Annotated in this window: 17 protein-coding genes, 1 tRNA gene and 1 pseudogene; 11 read left to right on the top strand and 8 right to left on the bottom strand. The window is 71.4% G+C overall.

Translation table 11 applies throughout. From position 1 onward, the window contains the following. Window positions 1-4 precede the first annotated feature (4 nt). The 3 genes from DEP02_RS05835 to phoU all read right to left on the bottom strand — a co-directional run bounded on the left by DEP02_RS05835 (window position 5) and on the right by phoU (window position 1,987). Complete coding sequence (locus DEP02_RS05835; protein WP_198668300.1) at window positions 5-574, bottom strand: lamin tail domain-containing protein; 570 nt, start codon at window positions 572-574, stop codon at window positions 5-7. 445 nt (window positions 575-1,019) lie between these two features. After that, window positions 1,020-1,175: a hypothetical protein gene (locus DEP02_RS33870; protein WP_198668299.1), complete on the bottom strand. Its 156-nt coding sequence runs from the start codon at window positions 1,173-1,175 to the stop codon at window positions 1,020-1,022. 119 nt (window positions 1,176-1,294) lie between these two features. Next, window positions 1,295-1,987, bottom strand: a complete 693-nt coding sequence (gene phoU, locus DEP02_RS05830; RefSeq protein ID WP_112466251.1) for a phosphate signaling complex protein PhoU — start codon at window positions 1,985-1,987, stop codon at window positions 1,295-1,297. 239 nt (window positions 1,988-2,226) lie between these two features. On the opposite strand from phoU, the gene phoR reads away from it, so the two are divergent. After that, window positions 2,227-3,549, top strand: coding sequence for a two-component system sensor histidine kinase PhoR (gene phoR / locus DEP02_RS05825; protein WP_112466250.1), 1,323 nt, complete (start codon window positions 2,227-2,229; stop codon window positions 3,547-3,549). A 5-nt stretch (window positions 3,550-3,554) separates the two neighbouring features. Then, window positions 3,555-4,226 carry a two-component system response regulator PhoP gene (gene phoP, locus DEP02_RS05820; RefSeq protein WP_500298826.1) on the top strand — a complete coding sequence of 224 codons (672 nt, stop codon included), beginning with the start codon at window positions 3,555-3,557 and terminating at the stop codon, window positions 4,224-4,226. Window positions 4,227-4,318: 92 nt separating this feature from the next. On the opposite strand, the pseudogene DEP02_RS05815 reads toward phoP, so the two are convergent. Then, a pseudogene (locus tag DEP02_RS05815) lies at window positions 4,319-4,867 on the bottom strand (copper chaperone PCu(A)C domain-containing protein); the annotation flags it as partial. A 673-nt stretch (window positions 4,868-5,540) separates the two neighbouring features. On the opposite strand from DEP02_RS05815, the gene DEP02_RS05805 reads away from it, so the two are divergent. The 7 genes from DEP02_RS05805 to DEP02_RS05770 all read left to right on the top strand — a co-directional run bounded on the left by DEP02_RS05805 (window position 5,541) and on the right by DEP02_RS05770 (window position 12,500). Continuing rightward, window positions 5,541-6,023 carry a CarD family transcriptional regulator gene (locus DEP02_RS05805; RefSeq protein WP_050374646.1) on the top strand — a complete coding sequence of 161 codons (483 nt, stop codon included), beginning with the start codon at window positions 5,541-5,543 and terminating at the stop codon, window positions 6,021-6,023. A 330-nt stretch (window positions 6,024-6,353) separates the two neighbouring features. Beyond that, window positions 6,354-7,118 carry a 2-C-methyl-D-erythritol 4-phosphate cytidylyltransferase gene (ispD, locus tag DEP02_RS05795; protein WP_112466248.1) on the top strand — a complete coding sequence of 255 codons (765 nt, stop codon included), beginning with the start codon at window positions 6,354-6,356 and terminating at the stop codon, window positions 7,116-7,118. Continuing rightward, a complete protein-coding gene (gene ispF, locus DEP02_RS05790) occupies window positions 7,108-7,602 on the top strand; it encodes a 2-C-methyl-D-erythritol 2,4-cyclodiphosphate synthase (protein ID WP_112466247.1) in 495 nt (164 codons plus the stop codon). Before ispD ends, ispF begins: the two co-directional genes overlap by 11 nt. Before the next feature lie 57 nt (window positions 7,603-7,659). Continuing rightward, window positions 7,660-8,064: a PPOX class F420-dependent oxidoreductase gene (locus DEP02_RS05785; protein ID WP_112466246.1), complete on the top strand. Its 405-nt coding sequence runs from the start codon at window positions 7,660-7,662 to the stop codon at window positions 8,062-8,064. 92 nt (window positions 8,065-8,156) lie between these two features. Next, the gene (gene cysS / locus DEP02_RS05780) at window positions 8,157-9,557 is read left to right on the top strand and encodes a cysteine--tRNA ligase (protein WP_112466245.1); all 1,401 of its coding nucleotides are present in this window, start codon (window positions 8,157-8,159) and stop codon (window positions 9,555-9,557) included. Between the two features lie 106 nt (window positions 9,558-9,663). Then, window positions 9,664-10,605, top strand: a complete 942-nt coding sequence (gene rlmB, locus DEP02_RS05775; RefSeq protein WP_112466244.1) for a 23S rRNA (guanosine(2251)-2'-O)-methyltransferase RlmB — start codon at window positions 9,664-9,666, stop codon at window positions 10,603-10,605. Window positions 10,606-10,688: 83 nt separating this feature from the next. Beyond that, window positions 10,689-12,500, top strand: coding sequence for a DoxX family protein (locus DEP02_RS05770; RefSeq protein WP_112466243.1), 1,812 nt, complete (start codon window positions 10,689-10,691; stop codon window positions 12,498-12,500). A 124-nt stretch (window positions 12,501-12,624) separates the two neighbouring features. On the opposite strand, the gene DEP02_RS05765 is transcribed toward DEP02_RS05770, so the two are convergent. The 3 genes from DEP02_RS05765 to DEP02_RS05755 all read right to left on the bottom strand — a co-directional run bounded on the left by DEP02_RS05765 (window position 12,625) and on the right by DEP02_RS05755 (window position 15,505). Then, a complete protein-coding gene (locus DEP02_RS05765) occupies window positions 12,625-13,356 on the bottom strand; it encodes a nucleotidyltransferase family protein (protein WP_112466242.1) in 732 nt (243 codons plus the stop codon). Between the two features lie 300 nt (window positions 13,357-13,656). Then, window positions 13,657-14,112: a hypothetical protein gene (locus DEP02_RS05760; protein ID WP_112466241.1), complete on the bottom strand. Its 456-nt coding sequence runs from the start codon at window positions 14,110-14,112 to the stop codon at window positions 13,657-13,659. Between the two features lie 253 nt (window positions 14,113-14,365). Then, window positions 14,366-15,505: an ABC transporter ATP-binding protein gene (locus DEP02_RS05755; RefSeq protein ID WP_112466240.1), complete on the bottom strand. Its 1,140-nt coding sequence runs from the start codon at window positions 15,503-15,505 to the stop codon at window positions 14,366-14,368. Between the two features lie 322 nt (window positions 15,506-15,827). On the opposite strand from DEP02_RS05755, the gene DEP02_RS05750 reads away from it, so the two are divergent. Continuing rightward, a tRNA-Thr gene (locus DEP02_RS05750) sits at window positions 15,828-15,902 on the top strand. A gap of 998 nt (window positions 15,903-16,900) precedes the next feature. After that, window positions 16,901-19,180, top strand: coding sequence for a SpoIIE family protein phosphatase (locus tag DEP02_RS05745; protein ID WP_198668298.1), 2,280 nt, complete (start codon window positions 16,901-16,903; stop codon window positions 19,178-19,180). A gap of 84 nt (window positions 19,181-19,264) precedes the next feature. Here the strand turns inward: DEP02_RS05745 and DEP02_RS05740 are convergent, their stop codons facing one another. Further along, a complete protein-coding gene (locus tag DEP02_RS05740; RefSeq protein WP_112466239.1) occupies window positions 19,265-20,911 on the bottom strand; it encodes an FAD-dependent oxidoreductase in 1,647 nt (548 codons plus the stop codon). Between the last annotated feature and the right edge of the window lie 291 nt (window positions 20,912-21,202).

Raw genomic sequence — 21,202 nt, 5'->3', positions numbered from 1 at the left:
GGCGTCAGTGGCGGTCGCCGCGGTGGCTGTGGCCGTCGTGGCGCCGGTCGTTGTGACGCCGGTCGTCGCGGTGGTTGCGGTCGTTGTGACGCCGGTCGTCGTGGCCGGCACGGTGGCGGTCGTTGCTCCACTTCAGGGTGTCCACGACGCGGCCGCGCTCATTGCGCAGGGTGGCGGTGTCGCGGCGGTCCCAGACCTGGTTGCGGCGGTCCTGGTAGAGGTCCCGGCGCGTGTCGCGGCCTACGCCGGTGTGGACACGGACCGTGGCGCGGCCGTCGAGGCGGTAGTGGCGGAAGGTGTACTTGTGGCCGTGCTGGTCGGACAGTGTCCACCCGCTGAGGTTGACGCTCTGGCGGCTGTTGTTGCTGATCGCCACCCACTCCTGGTTCAGGGCGCGGTTGGAGCGGTGGTCGCGGCCGGAGTCGAGGTGCACGCTGCTGATCACCACGCTCTGGCGGTGGCGCGGGGCGTGGTCGGCCGCGGACGCCGGCAGCGCCACCGTCCCGACCAGGGCGCCGGCCGCGGCAACGGCGGCGGCCAGACGACGGGCGGTCACAGAAACGGAAACGGACACAGGCTCTCCCTGCTTGGTGCGAGCACACCCCGCCCGCCGCGGCGAGCCGCGCGGGAAGGTGTGCGCTGTGCGGGCGGCGGCCGGCTGGCCGCGCCCCCACAGACTGTCCGTTCATTCCGGGACATGTGCGTAATCTCCGGGCGGTGTTACGAACCGTCCATATTTCCGTGACTCTTGTCTGTAATGGTCATTCAAGCCCCGAATGCGTGTGGTTGACGGGGGGTCAGCACTTCCGGCCCTTGCGGACGTTGGCCTCCCGTGCCCTTACGCCAGGATGCGCCACCCCAGCCGTTCCCCGGCCGTCACCCGTGAGTGGGTAACGACGGCGGCCGGGTGCCCGGCGCATACGGGGCAGGGCCCCGGTTCTCCACCAGGGCCCTGCGACACACCGCGGCCACATGCCGCCGCGTATACCGATGTACCGATGTGGTGAGCTGCGCCCCCGTCAGCCGCACTGGCAGGGGCCGCCCGACTGACAGCCGCAGCCGCAGCCCGAGCCGCAGCCGCAGGCGCCGAAGAGCGGCAGGCTCTTGACCTCGGCGGGCTGCTCGGTCTCGCGCTCCTGCGCGGGGTCGGGCGTGATGCTGGGGGATTCGGCCATGGGTCCCTCCTCGGGGCTGGTGCCTTTGCCCATTTCATGCCCGCCGCACTGGGCGCATCAACGGCGCACAGTGGCTCATGCGCGCCCTGACGTCAGCCCTTCGCGCCGGCCTCGGACGGTCACGCGCCCTCCGCCCCCGTCACCGGCTGGATGTCCTGCTGCTGCAGCTCGTCCGCGTGCTCGCCCGTCACCAGGTACACCACCCGCTTCGCCACCGCCACCGCGTGGTCGGCGTAGCGCTCGTAGTAGCGGCCGAGCAGGGTGACGTCCACCGCCGTCTCGATGCCGTGCTTCCAGCGGCCGTCGATCAGGTGCGTGAAGAGGGTGCGGTGCAGCAGGTCCATCTCGTCGTCGTCCTGCTCCAGCTGCAGCGCCAGGTCGACGTCCTTGGTCACGATCACCTCGGCCGCCTTCGCCATCAGGCGCTGCGCGAGCTGGCCCATCTCCAGGATGGTGGCGTGCAGGTCCTGCGGGACCGCGCGCTCCGGGAAGCGCAGCCGGGCGAGCTTGGCCACGTGCTGGGCGAGGTCGCCCGAGCGCTCCAGGTCGGCGGACATCCGCAGGGAGGTGACGACGATCCTGAGGTCCGTCGCCACCGGCTGCTGGCGGGCCAGCAGGGTGATGGCCCGGGCCTCCAGGTCGTGCTGGAGGTCGTCGACCTTCTGGTCGGCCTCGATCACGCTCTCGGCCAGCTTCAGGTCGGCGTCGAGTATGGCGGTCGTGGCGCGCCCGATCGCCGACCCGACCAGCCGGGCCATCTCCACCAGACCGTCGCCGATCGAATCAAGTTCCTCGTGGTACGCGTCCCGCATCAGGGTTCCCTCTCCTATATCTTCTTCTGTGTTCTTCGGAGGCTTGCAAGGGGCTCGTAGGGGGCTTGCAGGGGGCTCGTACCCCACGCTCTCAACCTCAACGTTCCGGGCCCAACGCGTCCGTTTCCGTCACCCCAAATGAACCATTACTGGCCCCGAGGTGAACTCTGGGCGACGAGTGTTCGAGCTCGCACCCGGACGGCTGTGGGCATGTCGTACCCCATGCCTAACCTGGACGCATGGACCTGAACGCGGCGGTCGCCGCAGCGGCGGCGATCGCCGGAGTACTCACCGGCGTCATCGCCATGCTGGCGTTCCGCTGGAGCGAGCGCGAGCTGAAGAGTCCGACTCGCACCTCCCTGAACACCGGCCCGGTGCTTCCACCGGGTGTGGACACCGTCCTGTCGGTCCTGCGCTCCTCCGCCGTCGTCCTCGACGAGACCGACGCCGTGGTCAAGGCCAGCTCCGCCGCGTACGCCCTCGGGCTGGTCCGCGGCGGCGAGCTCTCCGTGGAGCCGATGCTCCAGATGGCCCGGGACACCCGGAGGGACGGGGAGATACGGCAGGTCGAGCTGGACCTGCCCCGGCGCGGCACCGGACGCGGCGAGGCCCTCGCCGTCTCCGCGCGCGTCGCGCCGCTGGGCTCCCGCCTGGTCCTGCTGCTCGTCGAGGACCTCACCGAGGCCCGCCGTATCGAAGCCGTGCGACGCGACTTCGTCGCCAACGTCAGCCATGAGCTGAAGACGCCCGTCGGCGCGCTCTCCCTGCTCTCCGAGGCCGTGATGGACGCCTCCGACGACCCCGAGGCCGTGGAGCGCTTCGCCGGGCGCATGCAGATCGAGGCGACCCGGCTGACCAGCCTGGTGCAGGAGCTCATCGACCTGTCCCGGGTGCAGAACGACGACCCGCTGGAGGACTCCGAGCCCGTCCGCGTGGACCGGCTGGTCGCCGAGGCCATCGACCGCTGCCGCCACCAGGCCGGCACCAAGCAGATCACCATGGCCGCCGCAATACAGGGGCCCGAAGGGCCTTCCTCTGAGGGTGGTGGTGGGAGACGGGCGGGCACCGCCGACCTGCGGGTGTGGGGCAACCGCGGCCAGCTCGCCGCCGCCCTCGGCAACCTCGTGGAGAACGCCGTCAACTACTCCCCGGTCCGCACCCGCGTCGGCATCGCCGCCCGCCGGGTGAACGCGCCCGGTGGGGACGTGATCGAGATCGCCGTCACCGACCAGGGCATCGGCATCTCCGACAAGGACAAGGAGCGCATCTTCGAGCGCTTCTACCGCGTCGACCCGGCCCGCTCCCGTGCCACGGGAGGCACCGGCCTGGGCCTGTCGATCGTGAAGCACGTGGTCGCCTCGCACGGCGGGGAGATCGCGGTGTGGAGCGCCGAGGGACAGGGCTCCACCTTCACCCTGCGGCTGCCGGAGGCGGCCGCGGCCCGCGAGGCCCGTGACCGGGACCACGCACAGCAACACCCCGTCCTCGACGAGGAGGCCGGGCAGTCCACGACCGAACCAACCCGTTACGAACCGCTTCCTGCTCCGGAGGTCCTTCCGTGACCCGAGTGCTCGTCGTCGAGGACGAGGAGTCCTTCTCCGACGCCCTGTCGTACATGCTCCGCAAGGAGGGCTTCGAGGTCGCCGTCGCGGCCACCGGGCCCGACGGACTCGACGAGTTCGAGCGCAACGGCGCCGACCTCGTCCTCCTCGACCTGATGCTGCCGGGCCTGCCCGGCACGGAGGTGTGCCGCCAGCTGCGCGGCCGCTCCAACGTCCCCGTGATCATGGTGACCGCCAAGGACAGTGAGATCGACAAGGTCGTCGGCCTGGAGATAGGCGCGGACGACTACGTCACCAAGCCGTTCTCCTCCCGCGAGCTGGTGGCCCGTATCCGCGCGGTGCTGCGCCGGCGCGGCGAGCCGGAGGAGGCCGTCCCGGCCGCGCTGGAGGCCGGCCCGGTCCGCATGGACGTCGACCGGCACGTCGTGACCGTCTCCGGCTCCAAGATCGACCTGCCGCTGAAGGAGTTCGACCTGCTGGAGATGTTGCTGCGCAACGCCGGGCGCGTGCTGACCCGTATGCAGCTCATCGACCGCGTCTGGGGCGCCGACTACGTGGGCGACACCAAGACCCTCGATGTTCACGTCAAGCGGTTGCGGGCGAAGATCGAGCCGGATCCGGGTGCGCCGCGGTACCTGGTGACGGTGCGGGGGCTGGGGTACAAGTTCGAGCCGTGAGCTCCGGGTTTCCACGGGCCACGACAAGGGCGGCACCCTCCGTGCGGAGGGTGCCGCCCTTGTGGCGTACGGCGCGGGTCTCAGCGGCCGGCAGCCGACGGGGAGGCCTCGTCGCCCGGGGCTGCCGGGATGTTGCTCGGGCCCCACTTGTCGAAGTCGCCCTCGGCCGGGACGACGAGGGCGCGCAGGCTCACGTCACCGGTCTGGCTGAAGGTGAAGGTGACCTTCTGGGCGTTGCCGTCCTTCAGCCCGGAGCCGGGGTTGGGCAGCGCGGCGGAGGCGTTGCCCTTGCCGCCGATGATCACGGAGCCGTGCGCGGGGATGGTCAGCTTGCCCGAGCCCTGGGCGGGGGTGATCTGGGCGGTGCCGTCGCCCTCGACGCTGATCGCGTCCAGCGTCTGGTCGGTCTTGCCGGTGTTGAAGAGGGTCGCGATGACCACGGCCGGCCCCTCGGTCCGGGTGCCGGGCTGGGTGACGACCACCGCGTTCTGGACCTTGATCGGGCCGACGCTCGTGGCCGCGTTGTCGGGCCTGATCTGGAGCGTCTGCGCGTCGTGGCCGGCGGCGCACGCGGCGAGCGAGGCGATCGAGATCGCGAGGGCGGCGGCGGCGAGGGCGCCGCGTCGAAGGCTGCTGCTCACGGCGGCGGCAACTCCTTTAACGCAGGGGTGGCTCTGTGAATAAAGCCACCCTAAGTATCTGTCAGCGGCCTTAGGCTACCGAGCCGCTTCCACGGGGCCGCACCCGACCCGCCTCTGTGCCCCCCGGGGCACCCGGGCACCCGTTCGGCACAGCACCCCCCGCGGCCTGGAATCCGACCGCGGGGCGGCCCGGCGCGGGGCCGGCCGCACATTGGCCGCGCGCTCGTCCGCCATTCGCATAAGAGCCCGTCCGCATAGTCCGCCTCCGGTCTTGCGCGGATTTCCGGCGAAGGAATGCGGGCGGCGGCGAGAATTGATCACCGGTCGCCCGGTCGGCCGATGCGACGAAGGCCGTGATCAATTCCGGATTCGGCCGGGACTCACCGGGCCGCACCGAACGGAGTAGCGAAAGTCGAGCGCCGGGAACCAGACAAAACGGGATGTTCGGCCGTTTGGACGGGCCGCCGGAAGTGTGTAACGTACGCGTTTCACCCCCCGTGAAGAGCCCCTCCGACCTGCGAATACCCGCCTCCTCTTGGCCCCCGTGACCCTTCCGAAGCACGTTCCTGTCGCTGTTGTCAAGCCCCGAGATATGCCCTGACCTGCGAAAACGCCATTCAGAAGACGCCGTATCCGTGTTACCCTGGATAGCCACGGAAGGGGTACCTGTCACATGACGTTCAAGGTTGGCGACACCGTGGTCTATCCCCATCACGGGGCCGCGCTGATCGAGGCCATCGAAACTCGCCAGATCAAAGGCGTGGACAAGACCTACTTGGTGCTGAAGGTCGCCCAGGGTGACCTGACAGTGCGTGTGCCAGCGGACAATGCGGAGTTCGTCGGCGTGCGTGATGTGGTCGGTCAGGACGGGCTGGAGCGGGTCTTCGAGGTGCTGCGCGCTCCGTACGCCGAGGAGCCCACGAACTGGTCGCGTCGCTACAAGGCAAATCTGGAGAAGCTCGCCTCCGGCGATGTCATCAAGGTCGCGGAAGTCGTGCGCGACCTGTGGCGTCGCGAGCGTGAGCGCGGACTCTCCGCCGGTGAGAAGCGCATGCTCGCCAAGGCCCGCCAGATCCTGGTGAGCGAGCTCGCCCTCGCGGAGAACACCAACGAGGACAAGGCCGAGGCCCTGCTCGACGAGGTTCTCGCCTCCTGACACGAGGCGATCTCCTGACGCGAGGCGACACCCACACCCGCCTCAGTTCAGCACATGAAATGCCGCGGTGCCCGATGACGCGATACACGTCGCCGGGCGCTGCGGCATGTCCACACCCGTGTGCATCCCGGGTGCATACCCACACGGGTCACGTCCATGCCGTACGGCGGGGGAGGCATCCCCCGGTACTGTGTGCCGGGCCCGGACAGTCGGCTCGACCAGGGTCACGGAAGGGTCCGGTCAAGGCCTCGCGCCCGGCACTCCCCCCAACGGGGGGTACCTCCCAGGCCATACCCAAGCCCGACCGGCACACAAACCTGACAGGAACCGATGTCTGACGATTCGCGCCCTTCGCTCACGGGTGGCCGGCCAGGCACTCCCGTCGCCGCCGTGATCCCGGCCGCCGGCCGGGGCGTACGCCTCGGCCCGGGCGCCCCCAAGGCCCTGCGCACCCTGGGCGGCACACCCATGCTCGTCCACGCGGTACGGGCCATGGCCGCCTCCCGCGCCGTGTCCCTCGTCGTCGTCGTCGCCCCGCCCGACGACACCGCCGAGGTCAAGTCGCTGCTGGACGCCCACGCCCTGCCCGAGAGGACCGACGTCCTCGTCGTACCCGGCGGCGAGACCCGCCAGGAGTCGGTGAAGCTCGGCCTGGACGCGCTGCCGCCCGGCCACGAGATCGTCCTCGTGCACGACGCGGCCCGCCCGCTGGTGCCGGTGGACACCGTCGACGCGGTCATCGAGGCCGTACGGGACGGAGCCGTCGCCGTCGTACCGGCACTGCCGCTCGCGGACACCGTCAAGCAGGTCGAGCCCGCTTTGGTGGCGGGCGCGCCCGAACCGGTCGTCGCCACGCCCGACCGGTCGCGGCTGCGGGCCGTACAGACCCCGCAGGGCTTCGACCGGGCGACACTGATCCGTGCCCACGGGACGGTCACCGACGACGTCACCGACGACGCGAGCATGGTCGAACAGCTCGGCGAACGGGTCGTGGCCGTACCCGGCGACGAGGAGGCGTTCAAGGTCACCCGCCCGCTGGACCTGATCCTCGCGGAGGCGGTCCTGGCCCGCCGGAGGCTCAACGATGGCTTCTGACGCACCCCTGCTGCCCCAGGTCGGCATCGGCACCGACATCCACGCCTTCGAGGACGGCCGCGAACTGTGGTGCGCGGGCCTGAAGTGGGAGGGCGAGGGACCCGGCCTCGCCGGACACTCCGACGCCGACGTCGTCGCGCACGCCGCGTGCAACGCGCTGTTCTCCGCCGCCGGCCTCGGCGACCTCGGACAGCACTTCGGCACCGGGCGCCCCGAATGGTCGGGCGCGTCCGGGGTCACGCTGCTGACGGAGGCCGCACGGATCGTCCGCGCGGCGGGCTTCCGGATCGGCAACGTCGCCGTACAGGTCGTCGGCCCCCGGCCGAAGATCGGCAAGCGGCGCGAGGAGGCCCAGAAGATCCTCTCCGAGGCGGCCGGCGCGCCGGTCACCGTCTCCGGCGCCACCACCGACGGGCTGGGCTTCCCCGGCCGGGGCGAGGGCCTGATGGCGGTGGCCACGGCGCTCGTGGTGCGGGTGGGCTGAGGGCGTGCGAGGGTACCCGCGTAGGCCACCATTGCCCCGGCTCACGGAGGTGCCCCCATGCCCGCCGTCCTGTCCGACCGGATCAAGTCACTGCTCGACGGCCCCGTCTTCGTCGTCGTCGGCACCCTCCAGCCCGACGGCAGCCCGCAGCTGTCCCCGGTCTGGGTGAAGCGGGACGGCGACGACCTCCTCATCTCCACCACCGCCGACCGCCGCAAGAAGCTGAACCTCGACCGCGACCCCCGCGTGAGCATCGTCGTCATGGATCCCGAGTCGCCCTACGAGTACGCCGAGATCCGCGGCACCGCCGAACTCACCACCAAGGGCGCCCGGGAACTCATCGACGAACTGTCCCTGAAGTACACCGGCAAGAAATACGCGGAATTCAACCCCTCCTCGGCCCAGGACGCCGACCGGGTGGTCGTACGCGTCAGGCCGCGGAGGGTCGCCGGGAGGTTGTGACGACCGGTCGCCGACCGGCTGAAGTCACGCACGCGCGGCGGGTACGCGGGAATGAGTGCGGGGCACTCCCCGCGGCCCACTACCCTGGAGGCGTGACTATTCGCCTGTACGACACCAGCGCCCGGCAGATCCGTGACTTCACCCCGCTCAAGCCGGGCTGTGTCTCGATCTACCTGTGCGGTGCCACCGTGCAGGCGGCCCCGCACATCGGGCACATCCGCTCGGGGCTGAACTTCGACATCATGCGCCGCTGGTTCACCCACCGCGGCTACGAGGTGACGTTCATCCGCAACGTCACCGACATCGACGACAAGATCATCGCCAAGGCGCACGAGCAGCACCGCCCCTGGTGGGCGATCGGCTACGACAACGAGCGCGCCTTCAACGACGGCTACGCCGCCCTCGGCTGCCTGCCGCCCACCTACGAGCCCCGCGCCACCGGCCACGTGCCGGAGATGATCGAGATGATGCAGGGCCTCATCGAGCGCGGCCACGCCTACGCCGCCGACGGCAACGTCTACTTCGACGTGCGTTCCTTCCCCGGCTACCTCCAGCTGTCCCGGCAGGAGCTGGACAACCTCCAGCAGCCCGCCGGCGCCGGCGAGACCGGCAAGCGCGACCCGCGGGACTTCGCCATGTGGAAGGCCGCCAAGCCCGGCGAGCCCACCTGGCCCACCCCCTGGGGCGACGGCCGGCCGGGCTGGCACCTGGAGTGCAGCGCCATGGCCCACAAGTACCTCGGCTCCGCCTTCGACATCCACGGCGGCGGCCTGGACCTGATCTTCCCCCACCACGAGAACGAGATCGCCCAGGCCAAGGCCTACGGCGACGACTTCGCCCAGTACTGGGTGCACAACGCCTGGGTGACCATGGCCGGCGACAAGATGTCCAAGTCGCTCGGCAACAGCGTGCTCGTCTCCGAGATGGTCAGGCACTGGCGGCCCATCGTGCTGCGCTACTACCTCGGCACCCCGCACTACCGCTCGATGATCGAGTACAGCGAGGAGTCCCTGCGCGAGGCCGAGTCCGCCTTCGCCCGCATCGAGGGCTTTATCCAGCGCGTGGTGGAGAAGGCCGGCCCCGTCGAACCCGCCGACCAGGTCCCGCCCGCCTTCGCCGAGGCCATGGACGACGACCTCGGCGTCCCCCAGGCGCTCGCCGTCGTCCACACCACCGTCCGCCAGGGCAACAGCGCCCTCGCCGCCGACGACAAGGAAGCCGCCGTGGCCCGCCTCGCCGAGGTGCGCGCCATGCTCGGCGTCCTCGGCCTCGACCCCCTCGACGAGCACTGGGCCGGAGAGAACGGCGACCGCGGCGAGGACCTCCACGGCGTGGTCGACACCCTGGTCCGCATGGTCCTGGACCAGCGCGAGGCCGCCCGCGCCCGCAAGGACTGGCCCACCGCCGACGCCCTCCGCGACCAGCTCAACCAGTCCGGCCTGGTCATCGAGGACAGCCCGGAGGGCCCCCGCTGGAGCCTCGGCTCACACTGAGCCCCGCGCGCACCGAGGACCGACTGTGCCGCCCGGCCCCACGGGCGGCACACTTCATGGACGTACGCTTCAAAGACGTACGACGCTTTCGACAGACAGGTAGGTCATGGCCGGGAACAACCGCCGCATGTCCGGCAAGAAGGGCGCGCAGATCGGCAGTGGCGGCAAGCGGCGCCGAGCCCTGGAGGGCAAGGGCCCCACACCCCCCGCCGAGATGCGCAAGGGCCACCCCAAGCAGCGCGCCGCACAGGCCAAGGTCCGCCGTGCCCAGGGCCGCCCGCCGCAGCGGCGCGGCTCGGGCCGCTCCTCCTCCGAGCTCGTCGTCGGACGCAACCCGGTCGTCGAGGCGCTGCGCGAGGGCGTGCCCGCCTCCACGCTCTACGTCCAGCAGTTCATCGACAACGACGAACGGGTCCGCGAGGCACTCCGGCTCGCGGCCGAACGCGGCGGCATCAACCTCATGGAGGCCCCGCGCCCCGAACTCGACCGGATGACCAACGGGCTCAACCACCAGGGCCTCGTCCTCCAGGTCCCGCCCTACGAGTACGCCCACCCCGAGGACCTCACCGACGCCGCCCACGACGCCGGCGAGGACCCGCTCATCGTCGCCCTCGACGGGGTGACCGACCCGCGCAACCTCGGCGCGGTCGTCCGCTCCGTCTCCGCCTTCGGCGGGCACGGCGTGGTCGTCCCCGAGCGGCGCGCGGCCGGCATGACCGCCGGCGCCTGGAAGACCTCCGCAGGCACGGCCGCCCGTACGCCCGTCGCCCGGGCCACCAACCTGACGCGCGCCCTGGAGACGTACCAGAAGGCCGGTGTCACCGTCGTCGGCCTCGCCGCGGACGGCGACGTCGAACTCGGCGACCTGGACGCCCTGGACGGCCCCGTCGTCATCGTCGTCGGCAGCGAGGGCAAGGGCCTGTCCCGGCTGGTCGGCGAGACCTGCGACATCCGGGTACGCATCCCGATGCCGGGCGGGGCGGAGTCGCTCAACGCCGGTGTGGCGGCCGGGATCGTGCTCTACGAGGCGGCGCGCAGGCGCGCGTGACCGGGCGCCCGGCACCCCCTTGACGCGGTCCGGACAGATCCGACGCGTCAAGGCAGTGTCCTAACAGCTCATCACTCGGTTAGATGAGTGTGGACACCAGAACACCCCGCACACCCACGGGGGACCGCTCGTCGGGATACGACGACGCTCCCGCGCTGAGCATGGTGAAGGTGCCGAGCGATCCGGCGCAGGTCATCGTCAACCACGCCAGCTTCCGCGTGCGGCTGGGCGCTTCCTCACGGCGCGCCCTGTCCCCGCGGACCGCCTGGCACCCGAGCGGCGCCCAGTACGCCGCCCACACGTCCGTCGCCGGCGCGGCGGGCTGGGCCGGGGCCGCCCCGCCCCGCCGCCCGGTCGTCTGGAGCGGCAGGTCCGCACCCGACGACACCGGCGCCCACCGGCTGCTGCAGGCCGTGCGCAGCGGAAGCGTCCGGTACGCCGACGAGACGCCCGCCGACGCCACGGCCACGCAGGTCATCCCGCGCATCGACACCATCCCGGGCTACCGCGCCGACACCTGCGCCGACCTCGACGAGACCGTCGAAACCCCCGTCGTCACCCCCGTCGTCGGCGCCCCGCGCCCGCCCGCTCCCGGAGAGACCCGGCTGCTGCCGCCCATGCGGACCGCGGGCAGCGCGTACGAGGAGCCGGCGTACGGATACGCGGGGCACGGCGGCACAGGGCACGGCGACACCAGGTACGGCGGCACGGGGTACGGCCAACCGCCGTACGGCGAAGCCGACTTCGCGGACGACCCGTACGGCGGATACGACGAGTACAGGGAGTACGGCGACTACGACGCGCAGGACGCGGTCGCCGAGCACACGCCCCGGTCCGGCAGGCGGCACGCCGACGACCCCTCCCGGCACGCTTATTACCCCGGCCGCCGCATGAACCTCGGCGTCGTACTGCTCCCGCTGCGCGTCTTCCTCGGCGGCGTCTCCCTCTACGCCGGCATGAGCAAGCTCTGCGACCCGCTCTACTTCGACGGCGGCACACGCGGCTCCATGGTCAAGTGGCTCAACACCCTGCACCCCTGGGAAGCCGCCGAACCACTGCGCCAGTTCGCCCTCCACCACCCCGTCGGCTCCGGACTCGCCATCGCCTTCCTCCAGGTCATCGTCGGAGTCCTCACGATCCTGGGCTGCTGGCAGCGGGTCGCCGCGGCGATCGGCGCACTGCTGTCGGCCGCGCTCATCGTCACCGTCAGCTGGAAGACCGCCCCCGTCTACGACGCCCCGGACATCGTCTACCTCGCCGCCTGGTCCCCGCTGGTCATCGCCGGGGCCCCCGTCTACTCCGTCGACGGCCGCCTCGCCGCCCTCGCCTGGCGACGGCTCGGCCCGCGCTCCGACATCTGGGAACTGCGCCAGTTCGTCCTGCGCCGCGGCGCCCTGCTCACGGTCGTCGTCACCGGCCTCACCCTGCTGGTCGGTTCGCTGCTCGGCGGCGCCGTACGCGACGCCGACCGCGTGGTCGTACCCGGACCCGGCGAAGCCCCGCGCAACGAGCAGCCCGGCTCACCGCTGCCCCGGAAGCCGGGTGAGCGGCAGCAGAAGCAGCCGTCGGCGCCCGCCTCGCCGGCCCGGCAGGAGGGTTCCTCGGCAAGCCCGTCCGAGGGCCCCTCCACCACACCCGGCGAGACCCGCGAGAGCACCACCGCGACCAGCGGCGCGCCCAGCGAGACCCAGGGCACCGGCCAGACCCCGCCGCGTCACTCCGCCCCGGCCCGGCAGGCACCCAGCACCAGCTCGGGCCCGACCTCCGGCGGCACCACGACCGGCGGCAGCGGCGGCTCCAGCGGCAGCCCCGGCGGATCCGCCGGATCCGCCGGATCCGGCGGCGGCAGCTCGTCCTCCGGCCAGCCGGGACTGGTGGGCGGCCTGCTGGGATAGCCGGCACGGCACCGGATCGCCGTGACGACGACGGGGTCCCGCGCAGCTCGGATCAGCCGAGCGTGCGGGACCCCGTCGTCGTGCGCATGCGGGCCGGGACGCGGTGGGCTGGGCCGGGCCGGGCTCACCTGCCCAGCGCCGACAGCTCCTTCGCGGCCTCCGTGAGGTCCTTCGCGGTGTCGATGGCACGCCAGTACGCGCCCTGCGGAATCGGGAAGCCGGCCAGCCGGCGTTCCCGGGCCAGACGCGGGAACGTGGTGCGCTCGTGGTCGCCGCGCTCCGGGAGCAGGGCGGCGAACCCGGGTGAGAAGACGTAGACGCCCGCGTTGATCTCGAAGGTCGACGGCGGGGCCTCGATGAAGTCCGTGATGTGCCCGAAGCCGTCCGTCTGCACGGCGCCCCAGGGAATCCGCGGGCGGGCCAGCGCGAGCGTGGCGACCGCGTCGCGCTCGGTGTGGAAGTCGGCCATGTCACGCAGCGAGAACCGGGTCCAGATGTCACCGTTGGTGGCGTACCAGGGCTCGTCCGGGTGGGGGAGGTGGGCGGCGGCGAACTTCAGGCCGCCGCCACGGCCCAGGGGCTCGTCCTCCACGACGGTGGTGACGCGGGTCGGCAGGTCCGCCGACTTCAGCCACTTCTGCAGGACCTCGGCGAGGTGGCCGCAGGAGACCACCACGTCCGTCACACCCTCCTCGGCGAGCCAGCCGAGCTGGTGACCGATGATCGGGGTGCCCGTGCCGGGGATCTCGACCATCGGCTTGGGCCGGTCATCGGTGTAAGGACGCAGCCGCGACCCCTGGCCTCCGGCCAGGATCACGGCTTGGGTGGGGCGGGACGCCGCATTCGGATGGGTCATGCCCGAACTGTACGTGCCGGTCCCCACCCGGGGCGGGGGGTGTCCGGCGTCGACCGGGCCGCACGCAGTCGGCCGGCCGACGGCTGGTCGCACGCTGGGGGCCGAGGCGGCCCGGGCGGCCGCGCGCCCGGGCCGCCCGTGGAGCGGATGCGGGCCGAATGCGAGCCGGGTCACCGCAGTTGCACCGGAGGACCCCGCCGCGCCCTTTTGGTCACCGAGGGACCGGACGTGCCCCTGGCCGGAGGGAATCCGTCCTGCTCCGGCCCGGAGGGTGCCGACCGTGCCTGGCCCGTCGGGCCGTCAGTTGTGCGCGGACTGGACGCCGGAGGCGAAGGACGTGTCGCAGACCGGGCGGGCGTAGGACTGGGCGCGAGCGGGGCCGTAGATGTTGGTGGCGGCGCGGCCCAGGGTGCGGGCGATGGAGGCGCAGTGCTCGGCCAGGGACGGACGGCCGTTGACCGCCTGCTGGAGGTGGGTGAGGACGACGCCCGGGTCCTTGTCCTGCAGCTCGGTCAGCAGCTGGTCGCGCAGCACGTCCTGCGGGGCGCGGGAGCGGGCGTGCGCCGGGGCTCCGGCCGCCACCGTGTCCGACGCGGTGAGCATCGAGTGGGAGGGGCTCCCCGACCAGTTGACCCGGGTGACCGCGAGGGTCCCGGAGAGCACCAGGACGACGGGCAGGACGAGGGCGAGCGAACGGCCGATCCGCCGGGCGGGGCCCCGGCCGCGTCGCGTGGGGTGGGTGGTGGAGTGCTTCACGCCAGGCAGAGTAGCCGCTGGTAATGATTTGGCGACATTTAGTCACCTTTTCGAGGGGCGTCAACCCCGACTTCCCTGGCGACGTGTTGACGCAAGCTGCTCGAAATGTGCTCGAAATGTCCCGCCCGCCGGGGAGTTGCGGGGGCACGGGAAAGGGCCCCGCGGCAGGTCGCGGGGCCCTTTCCCGTCAACCCGGGTGAATCACCCGGAAGTGTCCCGAGGTTTCAGCCTCAGGACGCCACTCGCGGAGGCGTCAGTCCGTCAGACGCTCACCCGTGGAGGTCGAGAACACGTGGGTCTCGCCCGGCCGCGGCACGACGTGCAGCGTGGAGCCCTTCTCCGGGACCTGGCGCCCGTTGACGCGGACCACCAGGTCCTTCTGCTCGCCGCTGACCTCGGCGGTGCCGTAGACGTACCCGTCGGCGCCGAGCTCCTCGACGACGTTCACGGAGACGGCGAGGCCGGCCGGGGCGTCCTCGGTGTCCTTCGACAGCGAGGCGGCCGCACCGCCGCCGCCCAGCTCGACCACGTCGAAGTGCTCGGGCCGGACGCCCACCGTCACCGTGCGGTCACCCCTGTCGGCGGCGGACTTCAGAGCGTCCCGGTTGACCGGCACCACGCTGTTGCCGAACTTCACACCGCCGTCGGTGATCGGCACCTCGACCAGGTTCATCGCCGGGGAGCCGATGAGGCCGGCCACGAAGAGGTTGGCGGGCTTGTCGTACATGTTGCGCGGCGAGTCGACCTGCTGCAGCAGACCGTCCTTGAGCACCGCCACGCGGTCGCCCATCGTCATGGCCTCGACCTGGTCGTGGGTGACGTAGACGGTGGTGATGCCGAGCCGGCGCTGCAGCGAGGCGATCTGCGTACGGGTGGACACACGGAGCTTGGCGTCCAGGTTGGACAGCGGCTCGTCCATGAGGAACACCTGCGGCTCACGCACGATCGCGCGGCCCATGGCGACACGCTGACGCTGACCACCGGAGAGCGCCTTCGGCTTGCGGTCCAGGTACTCGGTCAGGTCGAGGATCTTCGCGGCCTCCTCGACCTTCTGCCGGATCTCCGCCTTGTTCACACCGGCGATCTTGAGCGCGAAGCCCATGTTGTCGGCGACCGACATGTGCGGGTACAGCGCGTAGTTCTGGAACACCATGGCGATGTCCCGGTCCTTCGGCGGCAGGTGGGTGACATCGCGGTCACCGATCCGGATGGCCCCGGAGTTGACGTCCTCGAGCCCCGCGAGCATCCGCAGCGAGGTGGACTTGCCGCAACCGGACGGGCCGACCAGGACGAGGAACTCGCCGTCCTCGATGTCGATCTCCAGCGCGTCGACGGCGGGCTTCTCGGTACCCGGGTAGATCCGGGTCGCCTTGTCGAACTGAACAGTGGCCATGGCGAATGGGCCCCCTTCTACCGGCAGGAACGTGCCGGACGATCCGTTGTGGAAGGTGGTGCCACTACGGGTGATTCCGTTGTGGTGGTGTAGTCCACACAGGTGAACTGGCACAGGACGGTACCCGGCGTTCACCTCTTCTGTCAGTAGCCCAGGCCACGTGGACCTCGTGAAAATTTTCGACGGCGGCAGAGCGGCGGGTGCACGGACGGGTACGCCCCGGTCGCTGGGGCGTGCGCGAGGCGAGGAACTTCGTGGCCGGGTGAAACGCGCTCTGTGTAGAGTGGAACAGCCCTCCGCGTACGGCGTCGTAGTGCGCGATGCCTCCTTAGCTCAGTCCGGCCAGAGCAACGCACTTGTAATGCGTAGGTCGTCGGTTCGAATCCGACAGGGGGCTCTGGAAAGGCCCGGTCAGACAGTCTCTGACCGGGCTTTTTTGTTGCTCAGAACAAGAGGCGCCACCTTGCTGAGAGGCCCGCGGCCGAACACGGCTCCAAGCGCGGACCCGACTTCGAGGCCGGCGTCGTCCCCGTCCTTGCGGAAGACCGGTCTGGTCGGGGCCCGGGTACGTCAGGACGCCAGTCGGTCCAGTTCCCCACCGATCGTCTGCCGCAGCACGTCGTGCTGCAGGCCGGGCCGGCGCTTCCCAGTGTTCCCCGTAGGCGACGTTCCCCGTAGGCGACGACGTCGGCGATGCGGCGGATCGCGGTCAGGTCCTGGATGTCGTAGGTCTTGAGGTGTTCGGCGAGGAGGGCCTGGACGCGGGAGGCGGCCTCGGGGACCTTGTCCGCGATTTTTCCTGAGCGCAGCCGGGTTCCCTCGGTGAGGGCTCGGGTCGCGACAGGGAAGGCGGCGGTCCTGCGGTCGTCGAAGCTGGAGGTCCAGGGTCAGGGTGTCGGCTCAGCCGGTGAGACGGCCTCCGCGGGGCGCTGACCGGACCAGCCATGACGATGTGGTGTTCGCCGGCCAGGTCGGCGAACACCTCGCCCGAGCCATCGGGTCATGTGGAAAGCCGGATGCTCGGCCAACGGACACGTCCGGTCCGGCGGGCGGGGACGGGAAAACCGGCACCGGAAACGGTGTGCGGCGGTTCCGTCCCCGCTCCCACATCCTCTGTGGGAGGGCCGGTGTGGCTGTTGCGTCCGGCAAGGTCTTCGGTCGCCGAGAGACCTCGTTGCCGAGGCCCGCGGCCCTCCCCGCCGGGGTTCGCCGCCGCGGTCGGTCGGCGTATTTTTGAAGTCGGGCAAAGGTGGCTTTCCGGTAAGAACATCCGGGCAGCGGTGGAAGCCGTGAGGGCGTGTGCGAGACCTTGGGGAGACCTGGCGGTCTCGGGTGGAGGTCCTGTGCCACGGATCCAGGCGGGGTGTGTACTCGCACAGCGGGAGCGGAGGGATGATGACCGAGCTCCGTAGGGCGGACATACCGCCGAACCCTGCCGCGGTGCTGCGTGACCCCGCACGGCTGGCCGCGGTGGATGCCGTCCGCGCGGTCGACGGGCTGAGCGAGGGCGCCTTCGCCCGGTCCGTGGGCCTGGCCGTCCGGCTGCTGGACGCCGACATGGCGCTGATCAGCCTGGTCGGGACGGACCGGCAGTTCGTCCGGGGCGGGACCGGTACGGCCGTACGGGGCGGGACCGGTACGGGCGTACAGGGGCAGGGGCAGGGGGAGCAGGAGCGGCTCGACTGGGGTTTCTGCTCCGAGGTGGTGGCCTCGGGCCGGCCGCTGGTCATCGACGACGTCCAGGACGACTCCGCGCACCGGGCCGACCCCGCGGTCGCCGCCACCGGCATGCGCGCGTACCTGGGTGTGCCGCTGCTTCTGGGGGAGCTGCCGATCGGCGCGCTGTGCGTGCTCGACACCAGGCCGAGGCTGTGGCACCCGGAGCAGGAGCGCGCCCTGGAGCAACTGGGCGCCTCGGTGATGAGCGAGGTCCGGTTGCGGCTGGACGCGGCCGAACGTGGTCGGCTCTATGAGCAGGCCGCGGCTGCCGCGGCGGCCGAGCGCAGGCGTTCCCGGCAGTTGCAGGACCTGGCCCGGGCCGGTATGCGGATCAATGCCGCGCCGTCGTTGGACTGTGCCCTCCAGACGGTCACCGAGGAGGCCAGAGCGCTGGTGGGCGCACACCAGTCGGTCACCAGCATGACCACGAACCTCCGCTGGGCCCAGGCGATCAACGCGGTCTCCCTGTCGGACAAGTACGCCGGATACCGCTTCTTCGACGCGCCCCCGGTCGGAGAAGGCATCTACGTCCTGGTCTGCAGGGACAACCGGCCGATGCGGATGACCCAGGACCAACTGGAAGCCCATGCGGCCTGGCGGGGCTTCGGCTCCTACGCCGCGGAGCATCCGCCGATGCGCGGCTGGCTGGCCGTCCCGCTGATCGCCTCCGACAGCCGCAACCTGGGGCTGATCCAGCTCTCGGACAAGGAGGACGGCGGCGACTTCACGGCCGACGACGAGGCGATCCTCGTCCAGCTCGCCCAGCTGGCCTCCGCGAGCATCGAGAAGGCCGCGGCGCTGGAGAGCCAGTACGAGATCGCTCGCACCCTGCAGAGCAGTCTGCTGCCGCAGCAGCTGCCCGAGCACTCGGCGGTGTCGGCCGCCTACCGGTATCTGCCCGCGGCACCCCGCGCCGGGGTGGGCGGCGACTGGTTCGACGTGATCGAACTCTCCGGCGCCCGGGTCGCGCTGGTGGTCGGGGACGTGGTCGGACACGGTATCCACGCCGCCGCCGCCATGGGCAGGCTGCGTACGGCCGTGCGCACCCTCGCCGATGTCGATCCGACCCCCGAGGAGCTGCTCACCCGGCTGGACGACCTGGTGAACCGGCTGTCCGCGGAGTCGGGCGCCGCCGACGACGCCGGTCTGGCGCTCGGAGGCGCCGACGGTATCGGGACCACCTGCCTGTACGCGGTGTACGACCCGGTGGCCGGGCGCTGCGCCCTGGCCTGTGCCGGCCATCCGGTGCCCGTCGTCGTGGCCCCGGACGGCAGCGCCGGTTTTCTCGATCTGCCCGCCGGGCCACCGCTCGGTGTCGGCGGCGTGCCGTTCGAGACGGTGGAGGTGGAGGTGGAGGAGGGCAGTCTGCTCGCCTTCTACACCGACGGTCTGATCGAGTCCCGGCAGCGTGATCTGGACGCGGGGCTGGAAGAGCTGCGCCAAGCGCTGACCGAGCCGTGCGAGTCGCTGGAAACGCTCTGTGACGACGTGCTCAAGTCCCTGTTGCCCGAGCCCCCGGCCGACGACGCCGCACTGCTGCTGGTCCGGCCGCACGGCCTGGACAAGGCGCGGGTCGCCACCTGGGACATCGCCGCGGATCCGGCCGAGGTGGCCCGGATCCGCGCCCGGACCGCTCGCCTGCTGGAGGAGTGGGGTCTCGAGGAGATCTGCTTCGTGACCGAGCTGGTGGTGAGTGAGCTGGTCACCAACGCCATCCGGTACGGCCAGCCCCCCATCCAGCTGCGGCTCATCCACGACCGGACGGTCATCTGCGAGGTCTCCGACGCCAGCGGCACCGCTCCGCATCTGCGCCGGGCCCGGATCTTCGACGAGGGTGGACGCGGCCTGCTGCTGGTCGCCCAGCTCACCCAGCGCTGGGGCACCCGTCACGCCCGCCAGGGCAAGACCATCTGGTGCGAGCAGGTCCTGCCCGAGGCGGGCCCGCTGCCCGGGTGAGGGGTTCGTGCCGGGGCCGCGCTGCGCCCGCGGGCACACCACCCGCACCGCGTGGTGCGGGTGGCCTCGTGCCTCCAGGAGCGGTCAGGGTGTCCTGAGCACCGTCCGTACGACCTGACGCAAGGTTGCCTCGGCGTCCGGTACGGCGCCCGCCGCCCGCCAGGCCACGAAGCCGTCCGGGCGGACCAGGACCGCGCCGTCGGGTGTCGTGCCGTGGGTGAGGGCCCAGTCGGGGGGCGTGTCGGCCTCGCTGTTCTGCGGGGTGTACGTCAGCTCGGTGCCGACGCGGTACGAGTCCAGGCGTACGCCGTCGCTCTCCGCGATGCGCTGAGCCGCCGTGTGCCAGTCCGTCGTCGACCGGGTGTCGCTCAGCAGGACCAGGGAGCGTTCGTACAGGTCGAGGGTCGAGATGCGTTCGCCCTCGCGCTGCACCCACAGGTGGGGGGCCCGGGTGCCCGGGTCGCCCGTCAGGCGCAGGGCGTCGGGGACGACCTCCTGGTCCGGGTCGGTGCCCAGTACGGCGCCGTGGAGGTAGCGGTAGCCGAGGACGACGTTGAGGATGCCGCCGCGTTTGGCGCCGCCGATGCCGGGGGCGGGGGCGAAGCCGGGGTGGCTGTGTTCGACGGAGCGGGCGGAGGCGCGGGCGCTGGTGGCCGTGGCGACCGGGCGGCGTTCGGTGTCGTAGGTGTCGAGCAGGGCGGGGCCGGCCCAGCCCTGCAGGACGGCGGCCAGTTTCCAGGCGAGGTTGTGGGCGTCCTGGATGCCGGTGTTGGAGCCGAAGGCGCCGGTGGGGGACATCTCGTGGGCCGAGTCCCCGGCGAGGAACACACGTCCGGTCGTGTAGCGGTCGGCCACTCGTTCGGCGGCTCGCCAGGACGCCTTTCCGGTGATTTCGACGTCGAGGCCGGGGTTGCCGACGGCACGGCGGATGTGCCGTTCGAGGCGGTCCTCGGTGAATTCGTCGAGGGTTTCGCCGCGCTCGGGGTGCCAGGGGGCGTGGAACACCCAGTGTTCCTTGTTGTCGACGGGGAGGAGGGCGCCGTCGGCGCCCGGGTCGGTGAGGTAGCAGCAGATGAAGCGGCGGTCGCCGACGACCTCGGTGAGGAGTTTGGAGCGGAAGGTGACACTGACGTTGGCGAAGAGGTCGCCGGGACCGCTCTGGCCGATGCCGAGACGGTTGCGGACTGGGCTGCGGGGGCCGTCGGCGGCGACGAGGTAGGCCGCGCGGACGGTGTACCGCTCGTCGGTGGCCCGGTCCCGTACGACCGCTGTGACCCCTTCGTCGTCCTGTTCGAAGGTTTCCATCTCGTGGGAGTAGCGCAGGTCGCCGCCGAGCCGGCGGGCGCCGTCGAGCAGGACGGGTTCGAGGTCGTTCTGGCTGCACAGGCACCAGGCGGTGGGGCTGAACCGGGCCAGGCCGCCGCCCGGGTCGATGTGTTTGAAGAGCCATTCGCCGGCGTCGCCGACCAGCGTCGGGGTCTGCAGGATGCCGTGGTTGTCCGCGAGCAGGGATGCGGCCGTCTTGATGTCGGGTTCGATGCCGGCGACCCGGAACAGCTCCATGGTGCGCACGTTGTTGCCTCGTCCGCGTGGGTGGATGGAGGTGCCGGAGTGCCGCTCGACCAGCAGGTGCGGTACGCCGAGGCGGCCGAGGAAGAGCGAGGTGGACAGACCCACCAGGGAGCCGCCGACGATGAGGACGGGTACCTGGTGGTCGGCTTCTTGGTGCATCGATGCCTCCAGGAGCGGGGGTGCGGGTGTGGGGGTGCGGTCTGCGGGGCGCGTCGGAGTTTCCATGCCCGGTGGAGGGCGGGTCCGCGTGCGTCGGGGGGCGCAATCACCCCTGTGATCACCCGGGTGGTGCACACGAGTCGCGGACCGTTCGGTACCGGCCCAGGATCGAGATCACGCTGACGTCGCGTCATCCGCGGCCGGCGTTCCCCCTGTCCCCAGTCCTGAGAATCCCCCGGTCCCGAGAAGCCCCCGAGCCCCGAGAAGCCCTCCCAGCCCCGCCAAGGAGAC

Origin of the sequence: Streptomyces triticisoli, assembly GCF_003270085.1 — a bacterium.
Lineage (GTDB): Bacteria > Actinomycetota > Actinomycetes > Streptomycetales > Streptomycetaceae > Streptomyces > Streptomyces triticisoli.
Note: the sequence above shows the minus strand (reverse complement) of the source record. Positions and strands in the feature narration are given on the sequence as shown.